We start from the raw sequence: 12,977 nt of genomic DNA, 5'->3' as shown, positions 1-12,977 counted from the left end.
TCTAGTCGCAAAGGCAAGAATTAAAGATAAGTTAGTCGTTGTTTTTTGATAATGATACTCTTTTATTTTAACCACCAACCACTGTGGGGGCGCAATGCCTTGCGCCCCTACTAACCATTTACAACACATTACTCAGATATCGGTGGACAAACTGAACGCAAATTGACCCCTCACCCACTCCAGAAGCGACTCGCTTCACCGAACCGTGACGCACATCTCCGACTGCAAAAATACCGGGGATGTTTGTCTCTAGTAAAAAGGGATTGCGGTCTAGCGTCCATCCTTTAATAGGGCTGCCATCTTTTTGCAAGTCGGGACCCGTTAATATGTAACCGCGTTCGTCTCTTGCGATCGCGCCATCTAACCAATCGGTACGGGGAACAGCACCAATAAAGATAAACAAGGAAGTTGCTCTAACAGTTTGTGTTTCACCAGTTAAGGAGTTTTGAAGAGTCAGTGCTTCTAAACTTGTCTCGCCCTTTGCTTCTATCACGCTCGTATGTGTCTTAACTGTAATATTTGGTGTTTCTGCAATTTGGTCAATTAAGTATTGGGACATACTCTTTGTTAAAGAATCAGCACGTACAAGCATAGTGACGTGCTCGGCATACCTAGAAAAGTACATTGCCGCTTGTCCTGCTGAGTTTGCGCCTCCTATGATGTAAACTTCTTCTCCTTGGCAACTCAAAGCTTCACTCTGCGCCGCACCGTAATAAACTCCTGCACCTGTCAAACGTTCTAACCCTGGAATGTCTAACCGCCGCCACGAGACACCTAATGCCAAAATCATGGCATGGCAACTGATTTCCCTTCCATCACCCAATTGTACAATTCGATACTGGTCTTGTAAGCGAATACCCGTAACTTCTTGCGGAGTAAGAATCTCAACACCAAAGCGTTTTGCCTGAGTAACAGCGCGTCGTGCCAAGTCTCCCCCACTCAATCCAACAGGAAAACCAAGGTAATTTTCAATACGCGAGCTTGTCCCTGCTTGACCTCCAGGAGCTTCTCGTTCAATCATGACAGTGCGTAGCCCTTCCGATGCGCCATATACCGCAGCTGCCAAACCAGCCGGTCCACCGCCAATGATAATTAAATCGTAGAATGGCTTTTCTGCTTGGGTTCGCAGCCCAATTTTCTCAGCAACTTGGAGGTTGGTTGGCTGCATGAGAGTGGAACCGTCAGCAAAAAGAACGAGGGGTAAATTTAATTTATCGCAGTCAGCGTATTCAGCTAATTTTTGTGCTTCTTCTGATAGTTCGATATCCAACCACTGATAAGGTAGTTGATTCCGCGCTAAGAAGTCTTTTATTTGATGGGAATGGGGAGACCAGCGATTGCCAATAACACGAATGCCTTCAAATGGTGGACGGAAATCTGCTATCCAATAATCTAGCAAATCGTCAAGCACCGGGTATAAGCGTTCTTCTGGTGGGTCCCACGGCTTCATCAAGTAGTAATCGATTTTGGTGTTATTGATGGCGCGAATCGCAGCATCGGTATCTGCATAGGCGGTTAATAATGCCCGTTTTGCATCAGGGAACATTGACATGGCTTGTTCCAAAAATTCCACTCCAGACATTTGTGGCATTCGTTGATCGACTAAAAACAATGCCACTGGCTGATTGCGGAGCTTGATCTGTTCTAACGCTTCGAGCGCACTAGCACCAGATTCGGCGCGGATGATTCTGAAGCGATCGCCGTACTCTTGGCGTAGGTCCCGCGCCACAGCTTGTAAAACTTCTGGATCGTCGTCCACCGTCATAATTACAGGTTTCGTAGCCATAGCGCTTTGACAACCTCCCCTTGTTAAATTCCTGGTGTATTTTAGATTACATTAAATATTGGTACAAACCAATGAGAGTGCCATCTGGATCTCGAAGATAAGCTGTTTTTAAGTTGTAGTATGGATTATTCATGGGTGCAGCAGTAAAATTCACGCCTTTATGCCTCAATCTCTGATATTCTTCCTCTAAATCATGTACGATAAAAACTAGAGCTACAGTATCTTGGCATTCTGCATGAGCAGGCTTATCGGCATTGTGAATCATTTGTGCCATTTCTTGTCGTCGAAATAGAGTTAACCGCATATCTCCCGCTTTAAACTCAGCATATCCGGCTTCTTCATCTACCACTGCAACATCAAATTCAATAACCTCTTTATAGAAGAAAAAGCAATCTTTCCAGTTTTTGACAAGCAATCTTGTATATGCCGTATCAACTTTCATTTTGACCCCATAGGTGAGAGTTTAATTATTTATTTTCCTATTTCGCTGTCTCTATTGCCCCATAAATAAATCGAGTTGCCCATAAACGTTAATACTAAACGTAAATTCAATAGATAAATAGTTTCCTGAATACGTAGTTGGTAAAGGAGCAAAAGGTGCTGCTCGCTGGACGGCGTTCAGCGCAGCTTCATCAATAGCGTCGAATCCAGAGGGTTGTGCAACTTGAAGACCGGTGATTCGACCCGAACGACTAATAGTAAAGTAAAGGACTGTTCGGCGGGACGATTGGGTAAGTCCGGGTATCCATTGCTGCTTCACTCGTTGCTGCAATTGTGCTAGATAGGGACCCAAGTCATCCTTGCGAGCATCCATACCATCAACAGCTCGATTGGAGGGGTTAGAATCAGGTAGGGCGGCTAAATTTTCAATATTGCGACTTGATAAACTGACTGGACCACCCAAACGACTCGCTGCTCCTGATGTCCGAGATGGCTTAACTTTAGGTGGTGTGCTTTGAGTCGATCTAGGTTGTAATTGTCCGGATGAAGGGCTAGCTACCAGCTTTTGTGTGCGATTTGCTGGTTTAGTTGTAGGTGCAAGGTTTGTTTGGCTGGGTTTAGGTTTTGTAAAAGTGGTACTGCGAGCAATAGTTGTTTGCTGGGGTTTGGGTTGTGATGGTATCGCAGATGGAGTTGGTGTTGGTTGCGTTGCGGGTGTTGGGGACGTTCTGACGCGACGCGCTAGCGTGGATTGTCGGAGTTTGTTGTTTAATGCTGTGGTGTCGTTGGGAGTTGGTGTTGGTTGTACTTCGGGTGATAGGGACGTCCTGACGCGACGCGCCAGAGTGGATTGTCGGAGTTTGTTGTTTAATGCTGTGGTGTCGTTGGGAGTTGGTGTTGGTTGCGTTGCGGGTGATGGGGACGTCCTAACGCGACGCGCCAGAGTGGATTGTCGGAGTTTGTTGGTTAATGCTGTGGTGTCGGGAGTTGGTGTTGGTTGTACTTCGGGTGATGGGGACGTCCTAACGCGACGCGCCAGAGTGGATTGTCGGAGTTTGTTGGTTAATGCTGTGGTGTCGGGAGTTGGTGTTGGTTGCGTTGCGGGTGATGGGGACGTCCTAACGCGACGCGCCAGAGTGGATTGTCGGAGTTTGTTGGTTAATGCTGTGGTGTCGGGAGTTGGTGTTGGTTGCGTTGCGGGTGATGGGGACGTCCTAACGCGACGCGCCAGAGTGGATTGTCGGAGTTTGTTGGTTAATGCTGTTGTATCGTTGGGAGTTGGTGCTGGTTGTATTTCGGGTGTTGGTGTTACAACAGATGGATTTTCCTCTTTTTGTGGAAGTTGCGGTTCTGGAGAAGTGTTGGTGGGAACTTCCGAGCGAGCGATTTGAGGTTCTGTTTGTTGCGCCAGAGGTGCGATCGCTTGTGATGGTTGCGATTGCTGTTGTTGAGATGATGAATTTGGTGATATTGCTGGTTGTTGCGTTGGTGGCTGTGGTGGCGATACTGTTGCTGGATTTGGTTCGGGTAAGGTTTGAGGGCGAACAGTAGGGGTTTTGGATTCTGCTGGTAATGCCGATTTTGTGACAGCAATTGAGCTTTTCTGTTTAACTTTGCCACCGTTTGCAGAATCTCTGGCTGCTCGTTTTGAGGTTTCTGGAGGTTTCTTTGCTGGTTCGGGAGGAACTTCAAGATATTCTATTGGAATGGGTTGGGAAAGTTCTTTCTCGCGATTGGGCTTAAAAACTTGCAACCAATAATCCATGCCAAATAATACGATGGCGTGTAGGAGGATGGAAGTGACCAGATAAAAGAGCAAATCTCTGGGAAAGCGATCCCTCTGTTCTGTCTTTTCTGTCTTTTCTGGCTGTGATGTATAAGACTTAACCATAGCGAGCTAGTGTCCTATTTTCTTAACAACAGCCTCAAAATTGTATCTAACATTGGTTTGGTATGTTCCAGCTACGTATAACGAGTATTTTTCTCCTTAATTATAGAAAGATTACCGAATAATCTGCACTCCTGTCTTTCATGTTCTTGCGGAAAATGTTCTTATCTTGCTTGCAGCAGAATAAAAACTTCAGAAAAGCAATAGTTTTCTGACTTCTTCTCTCTACGTAATCTGTAGATTTATAGTTAAGTATTTTACTATAAATCTACAGATCGCGCAGAGGAAAAAGATAAGGAATTGCCACCTAAATCAAACTTTTATAAGTCATTCTAACAGGGATAGGCGATCGTAAATACCTTGTATCCAACTGAAAATGTTGGGTTGAGGCTGTAGGGGAGCTAGCTTAACTTATAAACAGGTGCAGTATTTAAACACAACGAGAATTAAGAGGGAAAATGCTGCACCTAAATAAAACACGCTGTTGATACCTCCAAAACCAAAAGCTACAAGCATCAGTAGCGGTCCTAAAGTTTGGCCCAATCCAAAAAACGTGCCATTGACAGATAAAATTGTCGCTAAATACTGTTTTGGTGCAATCTCGGTTAACCGAGTTTGTATACTTGGAGAACCAATTCCCAAACCAATACCAAAAATTGTCGTCGGAATCAAGAGTAACCAAATATTCTTTACTAGGGGAACAGTTAACAGAGCTAAAGCATATAAAATGAAAGATGCTCTAATCAATGTTGTAGAGTGGTACTTTTTCGATAACCTTCCTAATTGTGATGATGTAATTGTAATAGCCACGGAAACGCTAGATAGTAATAATCCAATGGTAGCTGCGGGCGCTTTAAATGTCTGACTAATAAGTTGAGGTAGATAAGTTATGTAAGCCCCGTAGAGAAGAACAAAGTTAGCAGCACTACCAATAAATAACCCAGCTAATTTGCGATTTTTTAAAGTTTGTAGAGCATTTTTCAAATACTCTTTTAAGTTTCTTTCTCCCTGGGGTTCTTGATTTTTCAATGTAAATAATACCAGAAACCCAATTGGAATTGCTGTTACAGGCAATAAAAAGGGGTAGTACCAACCAAAAGTTGCTAGCAAACCACCTATTGTCGGGTAAAATGCTGTACCAATACTAGTAACGCTAGCATTGTAACCCATTGCCATTGTGCGTCTATCAGCAGCATATATATCGCCAATTAAGGTAATACTGAGAGATAGCAAAGAAGCTGCACCAATTCCTTGTAGGAACCGCAGTAAAAGCAACAGGTTAAAATCGCGAGCTAATGCACAAGCTGTACCTGCTAGACCAAATATAAACAGAGAAGGAACAATAATTTTTTTCCTCCCCATGCGATCGGCTAGGACACCAATAAAAGGACCTAGGATAACAGTTGGAAAAGTAAATACCGTGACTAATAATCCCAAATTTTTTGGGTCAACATTTAATGCTTGAGCTAGTTTAGGAAAAGCAGGGGTAATGCTAGAAACTCCAATGACTGCTATGAGAGAAACTGCACAAATAATTTGAAAATTTGTGTCTAAGTACAATGGTTTGGGTGACTCTGGCTGGCTGTCTGGGCTGGCTGGTTCCATGAATTTAATTTCTCAATACAAGAGATTTGTAAGTAATTAGTACCAATGCATCAATTTATCAAAAAGTCCGCATCAACTTAAGTATTGATGACTTTCAAGACACAAGAATCTCTATGGTGGAGTTTTTACGGTTATGGCAATCCTATTTTTCTGGTAAAAATTTACAGATCCCAGAGACCCGGCTTTTTTAAGAAGTCAGGGCTCTAACTTGGATATATGAGAAATTCACTTGACAGGTACAGGGAAGGAACTCACCACGCTGTGGTAAGCTAATGCATCTTTAAATCGTATAGCATGAGAGGCAAGATGCCAATACCGCAGGAGTAGTTAAATATCAAGGACACTTCTTTGCGAACTCCTCATACATACTTGTATTTACTTATACCATGCTACTAAATGATTGCTATATGCGATCGCCAAGTCCCGTTCAACCAGGGGGAATCTCATTTGTTTCAAAGATTTCAGGAATTAGTCTTACACTTATACTTACGCAAGCTTCTCAATTTCAATCGCACTCCAACCTGATTTACGTAAATATATCAGTTGTCTCTGAGAATTTATTTATGCCACTATAGTCATGACACTAAAACTTAATAGTATAAAGTTTTAGAAATCAAATAGAACCTTAGCATTACTACTGTCTATCAATCTATCATCACTATTTCCAAAATACTTCCTGATACCAAACAGACAATCTTCCTCAAACACATGTTGTTCTTTATTGAGAGTTCTTAATAAAGAACAACATGAAGATCGTCAAACTCTTGTAAGAAAATAATGGAATTGAATGATAAATTTGATTCTTTAATTATGTATTGACAAGACTTTTTGTCAAGACGATGTTAAGGCGTGTTTCCTAGTTTTATGGCCAACCCATAACTGATTGAAGATTCGGAGGTAGAGGGTAACAGGAATGATGTTTGTTGGAGTTGAGATTTCCAAAAACTCGTAGATAGCTTGCAACCAGAGGGATTTTAAACCACTGGAGCAGCTTTGTTAATGGAATAAAAGGTATTAATATCACCTTCCATTTGATTCTTCATAACTGCCCTTTGCCTTCCTTAATAAAATGTCGATCTAAGTCTCAAAAGCTTTGAAATAGAAATATGAAGCGTCTTGTTGTTTGTTGTGATGGAACTTGGCAACAGTTAACTAGCCCTTACCCAAGCAATGTGGTGAAACTGGCTCAATCCGTGAAATCTATCGCCCGTGATGGGGTTGCACAGATCGTGTTCTATGACGAAGGTATTGGAACCGAGAGTCAAAAGGTTTTAGGGGGCGCGACTGGACTGGGAATCGATAGAAATATAGAAGATGGCTACCGATTTCTGAGTCTTAACTATGTTCCTGGTGATGAAATCTATTTGTTTGGCTTCAGTCGTGGTGCTTACACGGTAAGAAGTTTAGCAGGTATGATCTATTGCTCTGGTCTGCTAGATCGCCCTCATGTTACCAAAACCCATGAAGCTTACGAGCTTTACCGTAACCGAAATATTAAACCTAAGGATCGCTTAGCAGCAGAATATCGTGAAAGCTACGGAGATCGCGTTCCTATCACTTTGGTCGGTTGTTTTGATACTGTTGGTGCGCTTGGTATCCCTGGATTACCCGCCTTCAGTAAGCTGCACGAGCAATTGAATAAGCGCTACAGATTCCATGACACCACTTTAAACAAATGCGTTCAAAATGCTTTGCACGCAATGGCGATCGATGAAATCCGCGAAGTCTTTGATGTGACTCCTATGAAGAAGCATCCTGAGGCTGAAAACCAGCGAGTGATTCAAAAATGGTTTCCTGGCGAGCATGGCTGCGTTGGTGGTGGAACCGAAGAACAAAGCGGTTTATCCGATGCTGCTTTGCAGTGGATGATTGATTCGATTGGTGAGTTGGGATTGGGACTTGACTTCGATACAAGTATGATTCCTACAGGTATCAACCCCAATTATGAATGTGACTTTAAGAACGATCCTGGATTCTTTAAATTGGCAGGAATCAAACTTCGTGAAGTCGGTGATGCCATTGAAGATCTTCATGATAGCACGCTCAAGCGTTTGAAAGGTCGTAAGGATTATAGACCCAAGAATCTACAACAAATTCTTTCCAAATTAGATACCCACGTATAAGTTACCTGCAACAAGACAAGCAGGCGTTCAAAGACTTTCAAAAGCGTTTGAGGGAAATCGAACAAAAAACTTCCGAGCGGAATGCTACTTTGGTAAAATCCGGTCAAAAACCCTATATCTATCTCCTACCGTCTCGAACTCCGCAAAGTATTGCTATTTGAGTGAGCGGAAGAACTGGCTAAACGGGAAAAAGATAACTTTCACTGCAACGCACATTTAAATTGAAGAAGGCAGAAGTACGAAGGCAGAGGGCAGAAGGTTCCATTTAGAAGGGGATTCAGACCCCTCCTAAATGGTAGCGACTGAACTCCGTTCAGTCGGGGTCTTAAACCCTTGTTCCCTTTGGTCACTCGCAGAGAGCGGAGCCAGTATTCTCGAATGCCTCCTGCAAAGCTGCCCTCTGCCTTTCTTAATAAAAATGGCAATGAAAAGGAGTAAGAGTCTGACTCTTACTCCTTTTTATTGCATTTTACCCGTATTTAGCGATGCGTTTCATAAGGAACACGATCGCCTTTTTCAGCAGCTTCTAACGCCAATGAAGGACGGCGTGGCGCAAAGCGAGCGCGAATATTGCTAATTACGATGTAAAGGATTGGCACAACAAACAAACTTAAGAACGTTGCTACTAACATTCCACCGAACACGGCTGTCCCCAAAGATTTACGGCTTGCTGCACCTGCACCTGTAGCGACTGCTAGTGGATAAATACCCAACAGAGTAGAAAGAGCAGTCATCAGAATGGGTCGCAAACGTTGTTGTGATGCTTCCACAGCAGCTTTAGCAATCGAAAGACCTTGGTCTCTCAATTGGTTAGCAAACTCCACAATCAAAATTGCGTTTTTACTTGCCAAACCAATAAGCATTACCAAACCAACTTGACAAAAGACATCGTTAGGTAAGCCCCTTAACAACTGAGCTGATAGCGCCCCCATGATAGCTAAGGGAACTGACAGCATGATGATCAAGGGGTCAACGTAGTTTTCATATTGTGCTGCTAGCACCAAAAAGACGAAGACCAACCCCAAACCAAAAATGAGAGGTGCTTGACCGCCAGATTGTAACTCTTCTGCAGCAGTTCCCGACCATTCATAACCAAAACCTGCTGGTAAAATTTGTTTTGCGAGTCCCTCCATTGCTTGAATAGCCTGTCCGGAACTAAAACCGGGTGCTGCAGCACCGTTAATTGCAATCGAGCGAAATAAGTTGTAATGGTTAATGGTCTGCGCCCCAGTTGCTGAAGTTATTTTCACTAAATTACTGAGGGGAATCATTCGATCGCTAGCAGAACGGACATACAAACGACCAATATCTTCAGGATTGGAACGGAATTGAGCATCTGCTTGAACGTAAACTCGGTAAGTCCGCTGAAGATAGTTGAAGTCATTAACGTAGCGGGAACCCAAATAACTTTGTAGAGTGTTAAAAATCTCATCAACATCGACTTGTAGAGCTTTAGCTTTATTGCGGTCTACCTCAATTAAAAGTTGAGGTGTATCTGCAGCAAAGGTACTAAAGACAGCTTGTAACCCCGGAGTTTGATTTCCTTGACCAAGTAATTGACCCATGACCTGTACCATAGCATCCAAGCCACTCGTACCTCTTCTGTCTTGTAACTGGAATTCAAAGCCGCTGAAGTTACCCAAACCTTGGATGGCTGGTGGGTTAACTGGTAAAACCCTCGCTTCCGTAATTGTGGATAGCTTTCCAAATAAATTACCAATAATTCCTTGTACTGACTGACCTGGTTGAGTCCGCTCATCCCAAGGTTTCAAGGTTGTAAAAATAACACCATTGTTGACCGTGCTACCAGTAAAACCAAAACCACCTATGGCAAAAGTCCCTACAACTTCTGGTAACTTGAGAATTTCCTCTTCTACCTGACGCATAACTTTACTCGTGTAATTAAGCGAAACTCCTTGTGGACCTTGGATGATAGTGATGAAATATCCTTGGTCTTCATCAGGAATAAACGCTGTAGGTACGCGAGTATAAAGCCATCCTGTAAACCCTAAAGACAGAACAAACAACAGTACAACAATAGCTTTTAGACGGACAAGGCGCTTGAGTAACCAAGTATACCCGCTTGTCATGGCATCAAGAAATCGGTTAATTATACCAAAAAACCAGCCAAAAATACCGCCCTGTCTTTGCTGGGGACGCAGTAACAAGCCAGCTAAAGAAGGAGTGAGGGTAACCGCAAGGAAGGTAGATATTGCGATCGAAAAGGCTATTGTTAAAGCAAATTGTTTGTAAATTTGGCCTGTTGAACCAGGAAAGAAAGCAACCGGTACAAACACAGCCATCAACACTAGAGAAGTCGCGATAACTGCTCCAAAAAGTTCGTGCATTGCGGAAGATGCGGCTTGACGTGGCGACATCTCTTCTTGTTGAATGAGACGGGCAATGTCTTCTACTACAACGATCGCATCATCGACCACCATACCTGTTGCTAGGGTTAAACCAAATAAGGTCAAGGTATTGATGGAAAAATTGAACACTTTTACAAAGGCAAAAGTGCCAATCAATGCCAGGGGAATAGTAACGATGGGAATGATAGTGGTGCGCCAATCTTGTAAGAAAAGAAAAATCACTAAAACAACGAGGATAATTGCTTCAAACAATGTCTTGGCAACTTCTGCGAGTGATTCTTCTACAAACGAGGTCGTATCGAACGCCACTTGATATTTCATCCCTGGTGGAAAATCCAGGGCAAGTTTTGCCATTTCTTCTTTAACAGCCTTCGCAACACTCAAAGCATTACTACCTGGAATTGGAAATATTCCAATCCCAACACCTTCTTGACCTCTAAATCTAAGGAATGTGTTGTAGTTTTCTGCTCCGAGTTCTGCCCGACCGATATCTTTGAGCTTAACAAGCGTACCATCCTGACCGGATTTAATCACCATGTCCTCAAATTCGGATGGTTCTCTAAATCGACTCAGCGCCCGCAGGTCTACCTGATACATTTGGCTTTCTGGAGCAGGTTGCTGACCAATTTGTCCAGCACCTACCTGTATGTTTTGCTCGTTGAGAGCATCAACCACATCTTGGGCTGTGAGGCTGCGACTTGCAAGCCGGTTGGGGTCGAGCCACAGACGCATTGCATAACGGCGTTCGCCAAAAATCCGAGCTTCACTCACACCGTTAATTCTTTGTAGGGCATCTACTAAGTAGAGGTCAGCGTAGTTGCTTAAGAAGATGTTGTTATACTCGTTCTTGTCGCTGTACAGTCCCATCGCTAACAAGATATTGTTAGATTGCTTGCTAACACTGACTCCCGTTCGCTGGACTGCTTCTGGTAACTGAGGTTCAGCTAGAGACACTCGATTTTGTACGTCAACTGCTGCAATATCTTTATTCCGCGATGCATCAAATGTGACTGTGATGGTACTATTGCCAGTACTGCTACTACTTGAGGTCATGTACTTCATGCCCTCAACCCCGTTAATTTCTCTTTCTAAAAGAGTGGTTACGGTATTTTCCACAACGTCAGCATTGGCACCAACATAATTGGCAGAAACGTTTACTTGAACTGGGCTAATTTCGGGATACTGCGCTGCGGGTAACGTGGGAATACTGATTGCTCCCACTAGAAAAATAACGATCGCGCAAACACTCGTAAATACAGGTCGCTTGATAAAGAAGTCAACGAACATAGGAAAATTGCTAATTGCTAAAAAGCCAGTTGCTAATAGCTAATAGCTAATGGCTAATAGTTATGAATTAGCCCGTCTTCTATTAGCTATTAGCCCGTCTTCCATGACTTACGATTCAGGAATAATCGGTGCTCCATCTCTAAGATTGAGTAGCCCTGAGACGATGATTCTATCTCCTGGCTGCAATCCTTCAAGAACTTGGTAATTATTACCTTTGATATTGCCCAACTTCACTCGCTTTTGCCGAGCTACAAGTTGAAATCCTCCGCCTTGCGCGGATTGCGGTGATGGTGATGCTGGTGGTGTTTGAGCTACATACACAAAGGTTTCTCCTGCTACTCGAGTGACGGCTGTTGTTGGAACTAAAACTCCTGGGCGTTGGTTCCAGATCACTCTAGCTCGTGCAAATTGATCTGCCCTCAGTTGATTTCTATTGTTGTCGTAAAGGGCTTTAATCAGTACTGCTTGGTTGTTAGTGTTTGCACTTGGTGAAATAAAAAATACCCGACTCATGCCTAAACTTTTACCTTGTGCGTCCATGACCTCCACTGGTGTTCCTTTACGTAATTGAGGTCCGCGCTCAATTGGTACAAAAATGTTTAATTCTAAAGGTTGGTTTTGCGTAATTGTAGCTAATTGTGTAGATGTATTGACAAAATCTCCCACTTTGACTGGTATATCTCCAACTGTACCCGGAAAAGGAGCAGTGATTTTGTAGTACTGAAGTTGAACTTGCTGTTGATTAATATTTGCTTGTGCTTGCTGTAAAGATTTTTCTGATTGGATGATACTGGCAGTTTGTGCTTTTATCCGCGCTTCTGTAGCACGGAGTTGCGCTTGTGCTGTTTCTAACCTATTTGCATACTGATCTCGTACCTGTCGGGATTCTGCGCCTTCTGCAGCTAAGCGAGCATAGCGATCGTATTCTCGCTGGTTCAATTTCACATCAGATAGATTCGATAAGCGCTCTGCTTGTAGGGATTGAAGAGTTGCACGCGCATTTTCCAATTGCGATCGCGCTACCTCTGCTGCTGCTGCAACACTACTCACAGATGCTTGTTGCTCTCTGGCATCAACTTGGATAATTGGATCTCCTGCTGCTACTGTATCTCCCGCTCTAGCATATATCTGAGCGATCTGACCCTGAATTCTGGGTTGAAGATTGACCGACCGACGAGATTCCAGATTGGCAACAAACTCCGAACTGTCCTCTATGATACCTGTTTGCACCGTAGATATCTTAACTCTTACCCCAGGGGGCTGAGCGCTAGCAGGCGTAGGTTCTTTTTGTCCGGGGGCAAGGAAACGCCAAAGTGCATAGCCTCCTCCTGCCAGTACTCCCAGAGCTACCAACAACCAAAGCCACCGCCGCTGTTTGCGAGGTGGCTCTTCTGAGGTTCCCTCTGGAAGATTATCTTCAAAATGAGTTTGAGACTCAGAGAATTTCATGACTTACAGGCACCTAAGGAGAAACTAAC

General features: G+C 43.5%; 7 protein-coding genes. 1 reads left to right on the top strand and 6 read right to left on the bottom strand.

Annotation, left to right across the window (positions count from 1 at the left end):
* Positions 1-118: 118 nt before the first annotated feature.
* The 4 genes from HC643_RS24280 to HC643_RS24265 form a co-directional block, all read right to left on the bottom strand.
* Positions 119-1,786, bottom strand: coding sequence for a response regulator (locus HC643_RS24280; protein WP_038081941.1), 1,668 nt, complete (start codon positions 1,784-1,786; stop codon positions 119-121).
* Between the two features lie 46 nt (positions 1,787-1,832).
* Positions 1,833-2,228 (bottom strand): VOC family protein, encoded by a 396-nt coding sequence (locus HC643_RS24275; RefSeq protein ID WP_038081939.1) that lies wholly within the window; start codon positions 2,226-2,228, stop codon positions 1,833-1,835.
* 51 nt (positions 2,229-2,279) lie between these two features.
* Positions 2,280-4,118, bottom strand: a complete 1,839-nt coding sequence (locus HC643_RS24270; protein ID WP_167844744.1) for an energy transducer TonB — start codon at positions 4,116-4,118, stop codon at positions 2,280-2,282.
* A 408-nt stretch (positions 4,119-4,526) separates the two neighbouring features.
* The gene (locus tag HC643_RS24265; RefSeq protein WP_050045211.1) at positions 4,527-5,720 is read right to left on the bottom strand and encodes an MFS transporter; all 1,194 of its coding nucleotides are present in this window, start codon (positions 5,718-5,720) and stop codon (positions 4,527-4,529) included.
* Between the two features lie 1,106 nt (positions 5,721-6,826).
* Between HC643_RS24265 and HC643_RS24260 the strand changes: the two genes are divergently transcribed.
* Positions 6,827-7,843, top strand: coding sequence for a DUF2235 domain-containing protein (locus tag HC643_RS24260; RefSeq protein WP_038078936.1), 1,017 nt, complete (start codon positions 6,827-6,829; stop codon positions 7,841-7,843).
* Between the two features lie 479 nt (positions 7,844-8,322).
* Here the strand turns inward: HC643_RS24260 and HC643_RS24255 are convergent, their stop codons facing one another.
* Together HC643_RS24255 and HC643_RS24250 are read right to left on the bottom strand one after the other, a co-directional pair.
* Positions 8,323-11,499 carry an efflux RND transporter permease subunit gene (locus HC643_RS24255; RefSeq protein ID WP_038078939.1) on the bottom strand — a complete coding sequence of 1,059 codons (3,177 nt, stop codon included), beginning with the start codon at positions 11,497-11,499 and terminating at the stop codon, positions 8,323-8,325.
* A 108-nt stretch (positions 11,500-11,607) separates the two neighbouring features.
* The gene (locus HC643_RS24250) at positions 11,608-12,948 is read right to left on the bottom strand and encodes an efflux RND transporter periplasmic adaptor subunit (protein ID WP_038078942.1); all 1,341 of its coding nucleotides are present in this window, start codon (positions 12,946-12,948) and stop codon (positions 11,608-11,610) included.
* Between the last annotated feature and the right edge of the window lie 29 nt (positions 12,949-12,977).

The organism is Tolypothrix bouteillei VB521301, from assembly GCF_000760695.4.
GTDB lineage: Bacteria > Cyanobacteriota > Cyanobacteriia > Cyanobacteriales > Nostocaceae > Scytonema > Scytonema bouteillei_A.
The sequence above is the reverse complement of the archived record's forward strand: the minus strand, read 5'-3'. Positions and strand labels throughout refer to the sequence as shown.

Bases quoted from the DNA above. Each gene is read 5' to 3' on its own strand.
- HC643_RS24260 (WP_038078936.1), top strand. From the start codon at position 6,827: ATGAAGCGTCTTGTTGTTTGTTGTGATGGAACTTGGCAACAGTTAACT.
- HC643_RS24275 (WP_038081939.1), bottom strand. From the start codon at position 2,228: ATGAAAGTTGATACGGCATATACAAGATTGCTTGTCAAAAACTGGAAA.
- HC643_RS24265 (WP_050045211.1), bottom strand. From the start codon at position 5,720: ATGGAACCAGCCAGCCCAGACAGCCAGCCAGAGTCACCCAAACCATTG.
- HC643_RS24255 (WP_038078939.1), bottom strand. From the start codon at position 11,499: ATGTTCGTTGACTTCTTTATCAAGCGACCTGTATTTACGAGTGTTTGC.
- HC643_RS24280 (WP_038081941.1), bottom strand. From the start codon at position 1,786: ATGGCTACGAAACCTGTAATTATGACGGTGGACGACGATCCAGAAGTT.
- HC643_RS24270 (WP_167844744.1), bottom strand. From the start codon at position 4,118: ATGGTTAAGTCTTATACATCACAGCCAGAAAAGACAGAAAAGACAGAA.
- HC643_RS24250 (WP_038078942.1), bottom strand. From the start codon at position 12,948: ATGAAATTCTCTGAGTCTCAAACTCATTTTGAAGATAATCTTCCAGAG.